At 60.6% G+C, this 17,274-nt stretch carries 12 protein-coding genes; 5 read left to right on the forward strand and 7 right to left on the reverse strand.

Annotation, left to right across the window (positions count from 1 at the left end; translation table 11 throughout):
* Window positions 1-115: 115 nt before the first annotated feature.
* Entirely contained in the window at window positions 116-313 is a 198-nt protein-coding gene (locus HU743_RS00750; RefSeq protein ID WP_186646161.1) for a hypothetical protein, read from the forward strand.
* Here HU743_RS00750 and HU743_RS00755 read toward each other — a convergent pair.
* The 5 genes from HU743_RS00755 to HU743_RS00775 form a co-directional block, all read right to left on the reverse strand.
* Window positions 264-866, reverse strand: a complete 603-nt coding sequence (locus tag HU743_RS00755; RefSeq protein WP_186646162.1) for a DUF924 family protein — start codon at window positions 864-866, stop codon at window positions 264-266. The genes HU743_RS00750 and HU743_RS00755 overlap by 50 nt on opposite strands.
* Window positions 867-869: 3 nt before the next feature.
* Window positions 870-1,880, reverse strand: a complete 1,011-nt coding sequence (locus HU743_RS00760) for a class 1 fructose-bisphosphatase (protein WP_039756611.1) — start codon at window positions 1,878-1,880, stop codon at window positions 870-872.
* A gap of 229 nt (window positions 1,881-2,109) precedes the next feature.
* Complete coding sequence (locus HU743_RS00765; RefSeq protein WP_186646163.1) at window positions 2,110-3,474, reverse strand: DUF3999 domain-containing protein; 1,365 nt, start codon at window positions 3,472-3,474, stop codon at window positions 2,110-2,112.
* The gene (locus HU743_RS00770) at window positions 3,471-7,064 is read right to left on the reverse strand and encodes a DUF2339 domain-containing protein (RefSeq protein ID WP_186646164.1); all 3,594 of its coding nucleotides are present in this window, start codon (window positions 7,062-7,064) and stop codon (window positions 3,471-3,473) included. Before HU743_RS00770 ends, HU743_RS00765 begins: the two co-directional genes overlap by 4 nt.
* 170 nt (window positions 7,065-7,234) lie before the next feature.
* Entirely contained in the window at window positions 7,235-9,685 is a 2,451-nt protein-coding gene (locus HU743_RS00775; RefSeq protein ID WP_186552125.1) for a glycogen/starch/alpha-glucan phosphorylase, read from the reverse strand.
* Between the two features lie 259 nt (window positions 9,686-9,944).
* On the opposite strand from HU743_RS00775, the gene HU743_RS00780 reads away from it, so the two are divergent.
* On the forward strand, window positions 9,945-10,382 hold the full coding sequence (locus tag HU743_RS00780; protein ID WP_064117051.1) for a YkgJ family cysteine cluster protein: 438 nt from the start codon (window positions 9,945-9,947) through the stop codon (window positions 10,380-10,382).
* A 267-nt stretch (window positions 10,383-10,649) separates the two neighbouring features.
* Here HU743_RS00780 and typA read toward each other — a convergent pair whose 3' ends face one another.
* Both typA and thiI read right to left on the reverse strand, forming a co-directional pair.
* Entirely contained in the window at window positions 10,650-12,470 is a 1,821-nt protein-coding gene (gene typA, locus HU743_RS00785; protein WP_186552126.1) for a translational GTPase TypA, read from the reverse strand.
* A gap of 139 nt (window positions 12,471-12,609) precedes the next feature.
* Window positions 12,610-14,064 carry a tRNA uracil 4-sulfurtransferase ThiI gene (gene thiI, locus HU743_RS00790; RefSeq protein ID WP_186552127.1) on the reverse strand — a complete coding sequence of 485 codons (1,455 nt, stop codon included), beginning with the start codon at window positions 14,062-14,064 and terminating at the stop codon, window positions 12,610-12,612.
* 329 nt (window positions 14,065-14,393) lie between these two features.
* Here thiI and glnA point away from each other — a divergent pair, with 329 nt between their 5' ends.
* The 3 genes from glnA (at window position 14,394) to HU743_RS00805 (ending at window position 17,208) form a co-directional block, all read left to right on the forward strand.
* A complete protein-coding gene (gene glnA, locus HU743_RS00795; protein WP_186552128.1) occupies window positions 14,394-15,800 on the forward strand; it encodes a type I glutamate--ammonia ligase in 1,407 nt (468 codons plus the stop codon).
* Window positions 15,801-16,084: 284 nt separating this feature from the next.
* The gene (locus HU743_RS00800) at window positions 16,085-16,597 is read left to right on the forward strand and encodes a DUF4124 domain-containing protein (protein WP_186646165.1); all 513 of its coding nucleotides are present in this window, start codon (window positions 16,085-16,087) and stop codon (window positions 16,595-16,597) included.
* A complete protein-coding gene (locus HU743_RS00805; protein WP_186646167.1) occupies window positions 16,594-17,208 on the forward strand; it encodes a DUF4124 domain-containing protein in 615 nt (204 codons plus the stop codon). The genes HU743_RS00800 and HU743_RS00805 overlap by 4 nt, the downstream gene beginning before the upstream one ends.
* Window positions 17,209-17,274 lie beyond the last annotated feature (66 nt).

The raw sequence follows: 17,274 nt of genomic DNA on the forward strand, positions 1-17,274 counted from the left end.
CTTCGGTGAGTACACAATTTGTGCGCATAACAAAATCCTGTGGGAGCGAGCCTGCTCGCGAAAGCGGCCTGCATCACGCAGAATGCCTTCAATATAAACCTCAGGAATTTGCCAGATGAACAAGAAACACAATGGTGTTCATCCAGATCAAATCACATTGTTGGCAATCCTTGCGCTGGGTAGCGAGGAAATCGATCGCGGAAACTATACAAACGTTGAAGACGTTTTTCTTGAGCTAGATGAACTGGGTCCAGCCCAGCAAACTAAAACCGTGATCCAAGTTCAGAAAGAAACTCCAATTCCTCAGCCGTAGACTCCCGCCCCAACACCGCGTTGCGATGCGGAAACCTTCCAAACCGGGCAATCACCTTCTGATGCCGTTCGGCATAGTCCAGATTATCGGCGAACACCGCCCGCTCCGCCTCCGGCTGTTCAGCCACCAGTTCGATAAACCGGGAAACCGCCTCATTCTGCACCGCGAGGTTTTCGCAGTGTTCGAACACCAGATAAATGAATACGCGCTGAATCGGTTTCAACTGCCGATCGAAATCCGCCGCAATGCCCTGAGCGACAAGTTTCTGCGCGCGCAGATCACCGGAAAACGCTTTCGGTGTGTCGCGATAGATCATGCGCGGCAGCTGATCGAGCAGCAGCACCAGCGCCAGCCAACCTTCGGGACGTTGCGTCCACTCGGTCAATTCGCCGGCCAGGGCCTGATCGATAAAGACCCCGAACCGCTCACGCGCTTCGAGGTCCTGGCTGTCTCGCTTGCCGAACCACAACTTGCCCTTTTCGGCCGCTACTTCGTTCGCTGATTCGGCGTGTCCGAACCACCAGTCGAGCAACGGCTGCCAGGGCGCGTGCATGGTTTATTCCTTGTGGTAGGCCGTGGCGCGTGCGACTTCTTCTTTCGAGCCGAGGAACACCGCAACACGCTGGTGCAGGCCTTCCGGCTGGATGTCGAGGATGCGCTGGTGACCGTCGGTGGAGGCGCCGCCCGCTTGTTCGACGAGGAACGACATCGGGTTGGCTTCGTACATCAGGCGCAGCTTGCCCGGCTTGGACGGCTCACGGCTGTCGCGCGGGTACATGAACAGACCGCCACGGGTCAGGATGCGGTGCACGTCAGCGACCATTGCCGCGACCCAGCGCATGTTGTAGTTCTTTTTCAGCGGGCCTTCTTCACCGGCCAGCAACTCGCCGACGTAGCGCTGCACCGGGGCTTCCCAGTGACGCTGGTTGGACATGTTGATCGCAAATTCCTGAGTGGTTTCAGGAATGGTGATGTCTTCGTGGGTCAGCACGAAGCTGCCCATTTCGCGGTCCAGGGTAAAGCCTTTGACACCGTCGCCCAGGGTCAGTACCAGCATGGTCTGCGGGCCGTAGATGGCGTAACCGGCGGCCACTTGCTGGGTGCCTGGCTGAAGGAAGGCTTTTTCGTTCAGCGGCTCGTTCTGGCTCAGGTATTCATTAGGGCAACGCAGTACCGAGAAGATGGTGCCGACCGGCGCGTTGATGTCGATGTTCGACGAACCGTCCAGCGGGTCGAATACCAGCAGGTAGGCGCCCTTCGGGTATTTGCCCGGGATCTGATAGGCATTGTCCATTTCTTCGGACGCCATGCCGGCCAGGTGACCGCCCCACTCGTTGGCTTCGAGCAGGATTTCGTTCGACAGCACGTCGAGTTTCTTCTGCACTTCGCCTTGTACGTTTTCGGTGCCCATGCTGCCCAGAACACCACCCAGGGCGCCTTTGGACACGGCGTGGCTGATTTCCTTGCAGGCACGCGCCACCACTTCGATCAGGAAGCGCAGATCGGCAGGAGTGTTGTTGCTGCGGGTCTGCTCAATCAAATAGCGACTCAAGGTAACGCGGGACATGGACGGCTCCGGTGGAATGGGGGGCTAAAAACCCGCGCAGTTTACAGGGAGTCTGAAAACCTAGCGAGCGAAGACGCCGGCTAACGTGCGCCTGGGTGTATTTGCCTGTATGAGACGTGATTGTCGGTGGAGAGTTCAGGTGTCGGATTCAGCGTAGTTCGGTTCGGGATGACCCGTAGAGGATTTTCAGTGTCTGCCCGGGCGCTTTCGCGAGCAGCGCCGGCCATGCTCAGATTTTGGCAGGAGGCTTGCGCAACAGGCTGAACGCCATCGCCCCTAAAAACACCACACTGAGCAGCAGCACCGCCCACAACCCGATCTTCTTCCAGTTGATCTCGGCCACCGCAGCCGTCGTCGCCGTCGAGGTCTGTGTGACCACGGCTTCGCTCTGCACCGTCGCCTTGCCCAAAGTCGCCAGTTTCTCTGGTTTGAAATCCGGAATCAGCGTCGCCAGCGGCAGATTCGCCGTTTTCACGCGGGGATTACCCACCGCCAGGCTGTAAGGTCCATCGCCACGCGCGAGGAAAATCACCTGCGTCGCCCGCACCGCATATTTCAGGTTCGGCGCCTGTTCACCCAGACCGCCGCCGCGCTCATCCACGGTCAGCTTCAACTGTTGCACGGTCTGCCCGTAGAGCTGCAATTCGTTCTGCACCACGTCCTGAGCGTTCTGCGTCAGGCGATAGAGCAAACCGCTGTTCAAGGTCTGCCACGGCAGGCTGCTTTCGCGGCGGCCGGCCAGTGTCACCGGTGCCAGACTGTTCGACTGCCGGGTCTCAATCTGCACCCGTTCGACGTTCAGTCCCATCGGCAATTGCCAGGTGTATTCCCCGGCCCTGGTACTGCTGCCGGCCATTTCCTGCGACCAGACCAGCGGTAGCGGGACGTTGCGCGGATCGCTGCTTTTCAATTGCGCCGAGGTGAGGGTCGGCGCCGAATTCGGTGAATCCCACAACAGGCGCAAATAGCGCGCGGACTGCCCCGGCAAGGCCACTTCGTGTTGTTCGATCCGCTCATCAGAGAAGGTCAACCGCGCCACTTGCCCCTCACCCCACGGCTGCCAGTGCTGCAAATCGTCACTGGCCTCAATGCTGAACCGCTGGAAGCCGTCGCGCTCACTGGTCCAGTCGAGGACCAACTGCTGCAGCGGCGCCTTGATTGCGCTGGCATCCAGCAGCCAGCCCCGCAACACCTCTTCGCCTGCCTCCAGTTGCGAGGATGGCTGCACTTCGACCAGCGTGCCGCTGGTCGTCGATTGCACGCGCACGTTCGGCGCGCGCTCGCTGGCGTCGGCGGCGTTGTACAGCGGAAACCACTTCACTTCGTGCAGCTTGCCGTCGTCGCGGGTCTGCGCCGATTCGCGAGCCAGGGCGTAGGCCTGCGCTTCGCCGGCGGCGTTGAACACCCGCAAGTCGCTGAGATCGGTCTGGCGCGCCTGCAACTGCACGCTCAACGGCAGGTCGAGGCGATACCACGGGCCGTTACCGCTGGTTGCCAGCGGCACCTGCGTGGCGAAGTCCGCCGGTTTTTCCTGGGCGCCGGCCAGCATCACCACGCCCAACGCCAACCAACCCAGATTCAGCATGCGACTCAAGATACAACTCCTTCGGTTTCCGGCGCGGGCTTGTCCGCCACCGGTTCAGCTTCAACACGCTTGGGCGGCAGCGGTGCGAAGTAGCCCACCACCAACAGCAACACGCCGACGCCAATAAACGAAACGATCCGGGCGAGGCCGCCACGGTTGCTCAGTTCGACAAAAACCAGTTTCGCCACCACCAGCGCAATCAGCGCCGCGCCGATCAGCCACACTTCGCGGCGATGGCGTAGATGCCCGCCGATCATCAGCCCCAGCGCCATCAGCGTCCAGACGATGGACAACCCGGCCTGCACCAGCATCGAGGCGAGCAGTTGATCCAGCTCGAAAGGGATCGCCGCCCAATGGTGCGCGGCACGGGTCACCATTGCGGTACAGAAGGCGAACAGCGAAACCCCGGCGATCAATTGCGTAGCATGATCGGCGTAATCCTGACGGATCGCCCATTGCACCACCGCACGACGCGACCAGACATACACGCCGAACAAGGCGAACAACAGACCCAGCTCCAGCGGATTGAGCAGCGGCACGTAAGGCAGCGGTTCGGCATTGCCATCGCTGACGCTGTTGGCCAGCCAGAACCACGCCAGCATCAACACCGCCAGCGGCGCGGCAGCGTACAAGCGGTACTCGCGGGTAAACGTGGCGACCGGCCACGGCCCACTGCGCGGTGCGGCCATCAGCAGCAGATACACACTTGGCAGAATCGCCCAGCCCAGCCAACGCCAGGCGTTGTATTGCTCGGACAACAGCAGCAGGCCATAACGCAACTCCAGCGCCAGCACGCCTATCAACAGCCAGCAGCCGAGTACATGCGCCGCGCTCAAGACCCGGGCCGGCAACATCGGCGCCAGCCGTCGCAGGCTGAAGACATGCACCGCGAATACCGCCGTCCACGCCAGCCAGCCGAAGTCGGCCGCCGGGTGATAGCGCGCATGCCAGGCACCGAGCAAGACCAGTGCCGCGGCCGGAATCAGCGCGGTGCAAAGCAGACCCAGCGCCGGCCATTTCAGGCGCAGCGACAACAGCGTCCACAACGCCACACTGAGCGCCGCGGCCAGCAGCAACCACGGGCCTTGCAGATTCGCGGGGGCAAAACGCAAGATTTCGCTGAGCCACGCCAGCGTCCACCAGCCACCCCCCCACACCAGCAACACGGCCGACAAGCGCTGCAAACTCAACGCATCGAACGCCGTGGCATGCTTGCCCAGTTGCAAGCGCCACGCACCGATCATCGCCGCCAGCCCCAGTATCAGCGGCGTCCAGAAGCCACCATGGGCCAACGGTTTCAATCCTTCGCTCGACAACGGCCCAAGCCATTGGGGACCGGCGAGCAAGAACGCCGCGCCGCCGATCACCTGTAACAGCAAACCGAAAACAAAACTGACCCGCTGCTGCAGGTACAGGCTCAGCCAGATAATCAGCACGCCACTGGCGGCCCACACCGCACTCGCGGTCTGCCACGGCAGCACGAACAGCACCGCCAGATTGATCAGCACCAACCCCGCCAGCAGCACCACCGACAGACCGCGCAGCAGACGCACATCGCCGCGCACCATGTCATCGCGAGCCGCCAGCAACATGCCGGCGATCAACGCCAGACCGATCAACGAAGCACTGAGCAAACCGCTCCAGCCGGCGCTGAACACGGCGCTCGAATCCTCGCCAGCCCCTTGCAGGCGCAACAGGAACAACGCCCCGCCAAGCAATTGCACGCCGAACGCGGTGAACAGGAACGTGCGCGATTGAATGCGCAGGCCGACCAACAGCGTCACCAACCCGGCCAGCGCCCAACTGATTGCCGTGCCCTGAATAAAGAAGAACAGCGGTGCCAGCAGATACAGGAAGGTCAGCCCCAGACACGCGAGCAGCGGCAAGCCCTGGCGCTCCCACAGCGATGCCTGCTCTGGCGCGGCCTTGCGCAGTTGAACGAAGCTGAACAGCAATGCCATGCCGAGCATCAACGCGCCCAGCGGCGCACCGTCGAGCAGGCTGCTTTCGCCGGCACGTAATTGGCTGAGAAATGCCAGCGCCGAACCCAGTTGCAGCAACAAGGCAAAGACCCGGGCGAATGGCCGCTGTTGGCGCAAGCCGAGCCAGAAAATCCCTGCGCCTTCGACGGCCCACGCCGCGGAGGTCCAGCGCGCATCGAGCCCCAATGGAATCGCCAGACTGGCGAAGATCACCCCGAGCGCCAGACAGGTTTCCCCCAGCAACACCGCGCGTCCCCCCATCAGCACTTTGGCCAGCGCCATGTAAATCATGCCCAAGGCCAACGCACTGAAGGCTGCCGCGAACTCCAGGTGCTGCACCAGCGCGAACTGCAGACCGAAACCCACGATCGGCGGACCAAAGAGCATTGTGCCGTCGACATAATCGCCCTTGCGCGCCGACCAGTGCAGCAGCGCCTCGCGGTCGCTATCCGCCGGCGCGTCCGGCATGTCGAGCAACTTGCGCCGGGCGAACAGCAGGCCGATGGCCAGGTACATGAGAAAAAACAGCAGCAGGAATGGCTCGGTGCTCCACAGCAACTGCGGCGTATACGCGCGCAGCCCCCAGGCGAAACCAATGCCGAAGGTGCCAACGAAACCGATCAGATTCAGCAGGCGCCAGGCCTTGAACCAGGCGATGGCGAGAATGCCAGCGTTGAGCAGGGCGAAATAACTGAACAGCGCGACATGGTTGCCGGCGCCGGTCGAGGTCAGGATCGGCGCAGCGAAGCCGCCCAATGCTGCCGCCGCCGCAAGCCCTGGCGCATCCTGGGTAATCGCCAGAATCGCCGAGAACACCGTCACTGCCACCAGCAATCCCAGCGCTGCCGAAGGGTCGAGCAATGGATGCAAACGCATCGCTGCGAACACCGTCAGGTACAGCACCGCGATGCCGGTGCCCTGCAGCATCAACGCGTAGTTGCTGTTGCGCCGGCGCAGCCACCAGCCCAGCGCGAGCAAGCCGAGCGCCGCGGCAGCGACCCCGGCGTACCGCAACTCGATCGGCACAACCATACCTTCAGTGGCATAACGCAACAGAAAGGCCAGGCCGAAGAACAACAGCACGACACCGACACGCAGCACCGTGTTGCCACCGAACAACCAGTTGCGCGCGGCGTTGATGCCGCGCTCGATCAGATTCGGGCCACGCGGTTCGGCAGGTTTTTGTGGTGGTTCAACAGGCGCTGGCTCGGCGCGCCAGACATCGGCCGGCAACGGCTGGCTGGTCTCGCGGGCAGCAGTGGTGATCGGTTCGAGTTCCGGCGGCAGTTCCCAGATCAGCTCAGAGACTGGGGCCGCGGCCTGATCGGCCACCTCGACGGATTCGGCGATTGGCTCGGCTTCAGGTGCCACGCTGGGCGGTGCCGCCGCGTGCGTGGGCGAACCCTCCAGTACAAACAGGCGCTGGGCCACGCCCTGCAACGCCTCTCGCACCTGCTCAAGTTGGCGCTGTTGCTCCGCCGCCTGGGTGCCAAGGCGTGCAATACGTAGCGTCTGGCCGACGACCAGGCCCAGCAGCGCACCCAGCAGCGCGGCGGTGAACGACTCGTCGAGCAGTCCGCCGAGCACCAGCCCGATCAACATGAACATCCATTGCATGGTCGATATCCCTAAGCGCAAAGGCCAATCCGGGAAGATTAGCGCAGCCTGTCGCAAAAAGATCGCAGCCTTCGGCAGCTCCTACAAAGGTTATGCGAACACCCTGTGTAGGAGCTGCCGAAGGCTGCGATCTTTTCCGGCGCGCCGATTATATCGAGCCAGGCGGAAAGTTACTCCAGCGCTTTCCAGATATCCGTGGCGTACTCGCGAATCGTCCGGTCCGAGGAGAACCAGCCCATTCGCGAGGTATTGAGCACCGCCGAGCGCCACCAGTTATTCGAATCGTGCCAGTGCGCTTCCACGCGTTTTTGCGCTTCCCAGTAGGAATCGAAATCGGCGCAGACCAGGAAGCGGTCGTAATCGATCAGCGAGTCGATCAGCCCGGTATAGCGCGAGGTGTCGTCCGGCGAGAACACCCCGCTGCGAATCGCTTGCAACACATCGTTGAGGCGATGGGACGCGGCGATGTCCGGCAGCGCACTGAACTCGTGGTTCTGCTTGCGCGCTTCAACCTGCTGGGCGCTGAGGCCGAAGATGAACATGTGCTCGGCACCGATGCGTTCCGCCATTTCCACGTTGGCACCATCGAGGGTGCCGATGGTCAGCGCGCCGTTGAGGCCGAACTTCATGTTGCTGGTACCCGACGCCTCGAAACCGGCAGTGGAAATCTGCTCGGACAAGTCCGCCGCCGGAATAATGCTCTCGGCCAGGCTGACGTTGTAGTTGGGCAGGAACACCACTTTGAGCAAGCCGCGCACCGTCGGGTCGTTGTTCACTACCCGGGCGATGTCGTTGGTCAGCTTGATGATCAGTTTGGCCTGGTGATAACTCGCCGCAGCCTTACCGGCGAAGATTTTCACCCGTGGTACCCAGTCGACTTCCGGCTCGGCGCGAATCGCCTGGTACAGCGCCACGGTGTGCAACAGGTTGAGCAACTGCCGTTTGTACTCATGGATGCGCTTGACCTGCACATCGAACATCGCCGCCGGGTTGACGGCGATGCCCAGCCGCTCGTGAATCAGATAGGCCAAGGCTTTTTTGCTGTGCAGGCGCTGCTCGGCGAAGGCTTTGCGGAACGCGGTTTTCTCGGCGAACGGCTGCAAATCGAGCAGGCGTTCTTCGGGATTGTCGAGCAGGTCCGGGCCGAGGGCGTCGACCAGCATCGAGGTCAGTTCCGGGTTGGCCTGATACAACCAGCGGCGGAAGGTGATGCCGTTGGTTTTGTTGTTGATTCGCTCCGGGTAGAGCTTGTGCAGTTCGGCGAATACAGTCTTGCGCATCAGTTGGGTATGCAGGCCCGACACACCGTTGACGCTGTGCGAACCGAGGAACGCGAGGTTGCCCATGCGCACCCGGCGACCGTTGTCTTCTTCGATCAGCGACACCGCGCGCAGCACGTCGAAATCGTGAATGCCCTTGGCCCGCAGCGAATCGATGTGCTGAGCGTTGATCAGGTAAATGATCTGCATGTGCCGAGGCAGCATGCGCTCCATCAAGCCTACCGGCCAGGTTTCCAGCGCTTCCGGCAACAGCGTGTGGTTGGTGTACGACAGTGTATCGACGGTGACTTGCCACGCGGCGTCCCAGGCCACGTCATAAACGTCGACCAGTTGGCGCATCAGCTCGGCGACGGCAATCGAGGGGTGGGTGTCGTTGAGCTGAATCGCAGCGTGATCGCCCAGGGTCAGCACCGAGGTGTGCATGTTGCGGTGGCGACGCAGCAGATCCTGCAGCGAGGCGGCGACGAAGAAGTATTCCTGACGCAGGCGCAGTTCCTGGCCGGCTTCGGTGCTGTCTGCTGGATAAAGGACGCGGGAGATACTCTCGGCGCGGGCCACTTCGGCGACGGCGCCCAAGTGGTCGCCGGCGTTGAAGCGCTCCAGGTGCAGTTCTTCCATGGCGCGGGCGCGCCACAGCCGCAGGGTGTTCACGCTCGCCCCACGCCAGCCAACCACCGGGGTGTCATAGGCAATCGCCCGCACGGTTTCTGCCGGCGACCAGACCTGGCGGGTTTTGCCATTGGCGTCGGTGACCGTTTCGACGCTGCCGCCGAAACCGATCGGGTAAACCACTTCCGGCCGTTCGAATTCCCAGGGGTTGCCGAAATCCAGCCAGTGCTCGGTTTGCTCCTGTTGCCAGCCGTCGACAATCGCTTGGCGGAACAAACCGTGCTCATAACGAATGCCGTAGCCATGGCCGGCGATGCCGAGGGTCGACATGCTTTCCATGAAGCACGCTGCCAGACGACCAAGGCCGCCATTGCCCAGCGCCGCGTCGGGCTCCAGCAAGCGAATGCGCTCCAGATCGACGCCCAGTTCGGTCAGCGCTTCACGGGCGACGTCGAGCAGACCGAGGTTGCTCAGGCTGTCATAGAGCAGACGACCAATCAGAAATTCCAGCGAGAGGTAATAAACGCGCTTCTGGCCTTTGCGGTAGATCTGCCGCGTATGGTCCATCCAGTGCTCGACCATGTGATCGCGCGCAGCCAGGGCGATGGCTTCGAACCAGTCATGGTCAAAGGCGTGGTCGGGGTCTTTGCCCACGGCGTAGGTGAGTTTGGTCAGGACGGCGTCGCGGAATGCGGCCACCTCTGCTTCGCGAACTAGTGGTTCTTGAGTCATCAATAAGACCTCGAGCGAGCGGGAATTGTCTGAGCCTAGACGGTCTGACCGACGGTATTGGCTCTGGTTCGGCAGCATTTCCTCGGACTGTGCGACAGTCCGACATAACCTTGGCGGATGAGCCAATGAATGCAGGGGCCGTGCCGTCGTACCGGGCAAAATGCAGTGCACAGAAAAATATCCGGCGAAAGGTTGTTCAAAATTCCACCCGTCCCGGTATGATCGCGCGCCCTGATGCATACACGCCTGGTAACTCCCGATGATGAAGCCCAACCTGATCGCCGCCGCCGAGATTGATCGTCTCGATACGTGGGCCAAATACTCGGCGCCGATGTGCGGCTCGTGTATCTCCAGCTGCTGCACGCTGCCGGTCGAGGTCAAGATCAAGGACCTGGTGCGCATCGGCGTGGTCGACGAATTCGAACTGGGCGACCCGCCGAAGAACATCGCCAAGCGTCTGCAAAAGGAAGGTCTGGTCGAGCGCTTCAATCAGAAATCGGGGATTTTTACCCTGCAGCGCATGAGCAACAACGACTGCTATTACCTCGATCGTAAAAGCCGTCTGTGCACCATTTATGACAAGCGCCCGGACACCTGCCGCAACCACCCGAAAATCGGGCCGCGGCCGGGGTATTGCGCTTATAAACCGAAAGAAGTCGAGCGTGTGCAGAACTTCCGGGCGATCGAGAAGTTTTGAGCTTGATCGTTCCCACGCTCTGCGTGGGAATGCAGCCCGGGACGCTCCGCGTCCTTTCTGAAGCCGAACGCGGAGCGTCCGTTGAGGCATTCCCACGCGGAGCGTGGGAACGATCCATATCTGGTGCACACAAAATTTGTGTTCACTGAAGATCCCTGTGGGAGCGAGCCTGCTCGCGAAGGGGCCGCCACAAGCACCGCATAAACCCCGACAAACAAAAACGCCCCCGGTCTCGCGACCGGGGGCGTTTTTCATACCAGGGCTAAATTACGCCTTGGCTTTCTTGGCAGCGCGGGTACGCTCGCTTTCGTCGAGGATCTTCTTGCGAAGACGGATCGACTTAGGCGTGACTTCGCACAGCTCGTCTTCCTGGATGTATTCCAGAGCCTGTTCCAGGGTGAACTTCACCGGTGGAACCAGAGCGATGGTTTCGTCTTTACCCGAAGCACGCATGTTGTCGAGCTTCTTGCCCTTGGTAGGGTTGACGCCCAGGTCGTTGTCACGGCTGTTCTGACCAACGATTTGACCGTTGTAGATCTCCTGGCCGTGTTCTACGAACAGCTTGCCGCGAGCCTGCAGGGTTTCCAGCGAGTAGGTCAGTGCCTTGCCGGTTTCAACCGAAACCAGAACGCCGTTCTGACGGCCGGACATGTGGCCCGACTTGACGGTGTCGTAACGATCGAAGATCGAGGTCAGGATGCCAGCGCCGTTGGTCAGGGTCAGGAACTGGTTACGGAAACCGATCAGACCGCGAGCAGGGATGTTGTATTCCAGACGAACACGGCCCTTGCCATCCGGCACCATGTTGCTCAGATCGCCCTTACGCAGGCCCATCTCTTCCATCACCTTGCCCTGGGATTCTTCAGGGATGTCGATGGTGACGTTTTCGAACGGTTCCTGCTTGACGCCGTCAACTTCACGGATGATCACCTCAGGACGGCCCAGGGCCAGTTCGAAGCCTTCGCGACGCATGGTTTCGATCAGTACCGAGAGGTGCAGCTCACCACGGCCGGAAACCTTGAACTTGTCAGCGGTATCGCCTTCTTCAACGCGCAGTGCAACGTTGTACAGCAGCTCTTTGTCCAGACGGTCCTTGATGTTACGGGACGTCACGAACTTGCCTTCCTTGCCGCAGAAAGGCGAATCGTTAACCTGGAAGGTCATGGAAACGGTTGGCTCGTCGACGGTCAGCGGCTTCATCGCCTCGACCGTGTCCGGGTGGCACAGGGTGTCGGAGATGAACAGCGAATCCATACCGCTGATGCAAACGATGTCGCCAGCAGCAGCTTCTTCAACGTCAACGCGGTGCAGACCGTGGTGACCCATCAGCTTCAGGATACGGCCGTTGCGACGCTTGCCATCGGCACCGATCGCGACAACCGGAGTGTTCGGCTTGACGCGACCGCGAGCGATACGGCCAACACCGATAACACCCAGGAAGCTGTTGTAGTCCAGCGCGGAGATCTGCATCTGGAACGGACCGTCACGGTCAACGGCCGGAGGCGGAACGTGGTCAACCACCGCTTGGTACAGCGGAGTCATGTCTTCCGCCATCGCGGTGTGGTCCAGACCGGCAATGCCGTTCAGGGCCGAAGCGTAAACAACCTGGAAGTCCAGTTGTTCTTCGGTAGCACCGAGGTTGTCGAACAGGTCGAAGATCTGATCCAGAACCCAGTCCGGACGCGCGCCTGGACGGTCAACCTTGTTGATCACCACGATTGGACGCAGGCCGGCTTCGAAAGCCTTCTTGGTCACGAAACGGGTTTGCGGCATAGGGCCGTCTTGAGCGTCAACCAGCAGCAGAACGGAGTCGACCATCGACATTACGCGTTCAACTTCGCCGCCGAAGTCGGCGTGGCCCGGGGTGTCCACGATGTTGATGTGGTAGCCGTTCCAGTTGATGGCGGTGTTTTTCGCCAGGATGGTAATACCGCGCTCTTTTTCCTGGTCGTTGGAGTCCATCACGCGCTCGTCGTTGAGCTCGTTGCGCTCCAGGGTGCCGGATTGACGCAGGAGTTTGTCTACCAGGGTGGTCTTACCATGGTCAACGTGGGCAATGATGGCGATGTTGCGTAGATTTTCGATCACTTGTGTATCTCGATCAGAGGATTCGGTTTGCTGACAAGTCTTGGCAGCGATTAGCAGTAGTGTCCGGCATGGCCGTTACAGCTTGACGGCGGTGTCGGGGGGCCGGTGACGCAGGCCACAGGCAAACAGCCCCGGGCACTTAGCTCGGTCGATAAACGCGCACATTGGCATGCCCCTCACTGAGCAAATGGTGAGCATGCAGGCGACTCATCACGCCTTTGTCGCAATACAGCAGGTACTGGCGAGTAGGGTCCAGTTCCTTGAAACGTGCGTTCACTGCATAGAACGGCATCGTCTGTACCTCTATGCCAGCGAGTTCCAGCGGGTCATCCTCGGCGGCATCCGGGTGGCGGATGTCGATCACGATCTGACCGGCCAGCGCTTCGCTGACTTCTTCAATCTGCAAATCCTGGCCCAATTCGTCGATCACCCGATCGATCGGCACCAGCTTGGCGTTGGCGAGCGCACGCTCGAGTACCGCCATGTCGAATTCTTTTTCTTCATGCTCGACGCGACCGCGCTTGGCGGCGGTCTTTGGGTTGACCGAAATCACCCCGCAGTATTCCGGCATGTGCCGGGCAAAATCGGCGGTGCCGATCTCGTTGGCCGTGTCGATGATGTCCTGCTTGTGCGCGACGATCAGCGGACGCAGGACCAGTTTGTCGGTCACGCAGTCGATCACCGACAGGTTTGGCAGCGTCTGGCTCGACACTTGGGAAATCGCCTCGCCAGTGACCAGCGCATCGATGTGCAAGCGCTCGGCAATCTCGGACGAGGCGCGCAACATCATACGCTTCAAAACCACGCCCATATGACTGTTATCGACTTTGCCGAGGATTTCGCCCAGCACTTCCTCGAACGGCACACTGACAAATAGCACGCGTTGCGAGCTGCCGTACTTCTTCCAGATGAAATGCGCGACTTCCATCACGCCCAATTCATGGGCGCGCCCGCCCAGATTGAAGAAGCAGAAATGCGCCATCAGGCCGCGACGCATGATCTGGTAAGCCGCCACGGTGGAGTCAAAGCCACCGGACATCAGCACCAGCGTCTGCTCCAGCGCACCGAGCGGATAGCCGCCGATGCCGTTGTGCTGGCTGTGGATCACGAACAACCGTTTGTCGCGAACTTCGATACGGACTTCGATTTGCGGCGCCTTGAGGTCGATTCCGGCAGCGCCGCACTCGCGACGCAGCTTGCTGCCGACGTACTTTTCGACGTCCATCGAGCTGAAAGGATGCTTGCCCGCGCGCTTGCAGCGCACCGAGAAAATCTTCCCGGCCAGCGCATCGCCATAGTGCTGTTTGCACTTTTCGGTGATGTCGTCGAAGTCGCCCAGCGGGTACTCGTCGATCTGCAGAAAGTGCGCGATGCCCGGCATGCAGGTCAGGCGCTCGCCCATCTCTTTCAAGGCTTTGGGGTCGGTAACGCGGGTTTCCAGTTCGAGATTGTCCCACACACCGCTCACCACCACGGCCGGGTCCAGGTCACGGAGCACGGTGCGGATGTTCTTGGCCAACTGGCGGATGAACTTCGTCCGGACAGGTCGGCTTTTGATGGTGATCTCGGGGAAGACTTTTACGATTAGTTTCATGAAAACAGCGCGCGAACGGCCAGCCGAAAAAGGGGGGCGCGGATTATAGCGGAAATTGCTCAAGGTTTAACCAGTTAATGTGCAGAAGGTTTTGCGCGCACCAAAACGGGTCATTTTCGATTGAAGGCGCTACATTAGAGGGCGAGATTTTCCGCAATCCAGCGCTTTGCACCTTAATAGGGGTGAATTTGGGGCAAAAAACCCATGCTGGGGCACTGGCATGCAATTTGCTCCCTTGTGAGGCAGGTTGCCTTGGCAGAGTATTCGCGCCGGCATCACCCACATTTAAGGGCATCCACTACCAAGCCCTAAGCCACCCGGAGGACAGTATGTCGAAGACGGTTCAACTCATCAAAGATCATGACGTCAAGTGGATTGATCTGCGCTTCACGGACACCAAAGGCACTCAGCACCACGTGACCATGCCGGCTCGCGATGCGCTGGATGAAGACTTCTTCGAAGTCGGCAAAATGTTCGACGGCTCCTCCATCGCTGGCTGGAAAGGCATCGAAGCCTCCGACATGATCCTCATGCCGGTTGACGAAACCGCCGTTCTCGACCCGTTCACCGAAGACGCCACCCTGATCCTGGTGTGCGACATCATCGAACCTTCGAGCATGCAAGGCTACGACCGCGACCCACGTGCGATCGCCAAGCGCGCCGAAGAACACCTCAAAGCCACCGGTATCGGTGACACCGTGTTCGCAGGTCCAGAGCCTGAGTTCTTCATCTTTGACTCGGTGAAATTCAAGTCGGACATCTCCGGCTCGATGTTCAAGATCTACTCCGAGCAAGGTTCGTGGATGTCCGACCAGGACGTCGAAGGTGGCAACAAAGGCCACCGTCCAGGCGTCAAGGGCGGCTACTTCCCGGTTCCGCCGTTCGACCATGACCACGAAATCCGTACCTCCATGTGCAACGCGCTGGAAGAAATGGGCCTGACCGTCGAAGTTCACCACCACGAAGTGGCGACCGCCGGCCAGAACGAAATCGGCGTCAAGTTCAACACCCTGGTGAAGAAAGCCGACGAAACCCAGACCCTCAAGTACGTTGTGCACAACGTTGCTGACGCTTACGGCCGCACCGCGACCTTCATGCCGAAGCCACTGTACGGCGACAACGGCTCGGGCATGCACGTACACATGTCGATCTGGAAAGACGGCAAGAACACCTTCGCTGGCGAAGGCTATGCCGGTCTGTCCGATACCGCGCTGTACTTCATCGGCGGCATCATCAAGCACGGCAAGGCCCTGAACGGCTTCACCAACCCGGCGACCAACTCCTACAAGCGTCTGGTACCAGGCTTCGAAGCACCGGTCATGCTGGCCTACTCGGCTCGCAACCGTTCCGCTTCGATCCGTATTCCTTACGTGTCGAGCCCGAAAGCCCGCCGTATCGAAGCGCGCTTCCCGGATCCGGCAGCCAACCCGTACCTGGCCTTCGCAGCACTGCTGATGGCCGGTCTGGACGGTATCCAGAACAAGATCCACCCAGGCGACGCTGCTGACAAAAACCTGTACGACCTGCCGCCTGAAGAGGCGAAAGAGATCCCACAAGTTTGCGGCAGCCTGAAAGAAGCCCTGGAAGAGCTGGACAAGGGCCGCGCGTTCCTGACCAAGGGCGGCGTGTTCTCCGACGACTTCATCGACGCTTACATCGCGCTGAAATCGGAAGAAGAAATCAAGGTTCGCACCTTCGTACACCCACTGGAATATGAGCTGTACTACAGCTGCTGATCCGGTAGCGCTGCGTAACGCGGCGTGACAAAAAGAGGCCTTCTTCGGAAGGCCTTTTTTATTGCCCGGATTTTATGGCCAACCAAGCCCCCTGTAGGAGTGAGCCTGCTCGCGATTGCGGTGGGCCATTGAAAAAGCTGGCGACTGACACGACGCCATCGCGAGCAGGCTCACTCCTACAGGGGATTTGTGGCGGCTGAATGATTCTGGATATGTTCCCAGTTGGGCCAACCGCCGCACCTGGCCTATGCTGCTACCCATCGTTTCCAACCCCGGTCGATTTCATGGGTCGCACGCTCCTCTACATTCTGCTGCTGACTGCACTGCCCGCCGTCGCGCAGATCTACAAGTACACCGACGCCAACGGCAATACCGCGTACAGCAATCAGCCGCCGGACGGCGTGCAGGCACAACCGGTCGAGCTGCCGCCGCTCAATCGGGTCGAGCCGCAAACGCCGGCTGCGGCACCTGCGCCCGCCGCCGACGAGCGCCAGGCGCCGCGCAATGCCTATGAGATTCTCGAGCTGGCCGGCCTGCCCGGCGATGAAGCCCTGCGCGCCAACAACGGCACCTTCACCGTCACTGTACTGATCAAGCCGCGCCTGCAACCGCCGCATCAGCTGAGGCTGGTACTCGACGAACAACCCTATGGCCAGCCAAGCAATGTGCCGGTTCTGCAATTGGTGAATATTGATCGCGGCGAGCATCGACTGGCCGTACAGGTGATCGACGGGCAAACCATCATCCAGCAGAGCGCGCCAGCCGTCTTCACCGTGCAGCGGGTGCACACGCCATGAGGGGTTTATGGCTGATCCTCTGCTGCCTGGCCCTGCCCGCTACGGCGCAAGTCTTCACGTACGTCGACGCCCAAGGCAATCGTGTCTACACCGATCAGCCGCGAGCCAACGCCCAGCGGGTGCCGATCGCGACCAGTAATCGCATGTCGACGCCAGCCGCCACTGCGCCGAGCGCCCCGGCCAGAAAACCAGCGCAACAGCCGCCGTTCCACTACGACATGCTGCGCATTCTGATCCCCGAACCCGACGCGACGATTCGCAGCAGCGCCGGGGAACTGATCGTCAGCGTCACCAGCGAACCCGGCCTGCAGAGCGGCCATCGCTATCGCCTGCTGCTGGACGGCAAAAGTACCGGTGAGCCTGGACTCAGCCCGGTGTTCCCGCTGGCCAACATCGATCGTGGCAGTCATAACCTGTCGATTGAAATTCTCGACGCCCAGGGCCGGACGATCGAACGCACGGCCAACCAGCCTTTCCACATGCTGCGCATCTCCCTGGCGCAGAAACGCCAGGTCAAACCCTGCGTTGCCGATGACTATGGCGTGCGTCCCGAATGCCCGCTGAAAGACAAACCGCCCGAACCGAAAAACCCCTTCCTGCGTTTCTTCTAACGCCTTTGTGTATTGCGCACTATATTGGTGCAACAACTCGCAGCGTACTCATATCCCAACCCATTT

This window comes from Pseudomonas sp. SWRI99 (genome assembly GCF_014270125.1).
Taxonomy (GTDB): domain Bacteria; phylum Pseudomonadota; class Gammaproteobacteria; order Pseudomonadales; family Pseudomonadaceae; genus Aquipseudomonas; species Aquipseudomonas hamedanensis.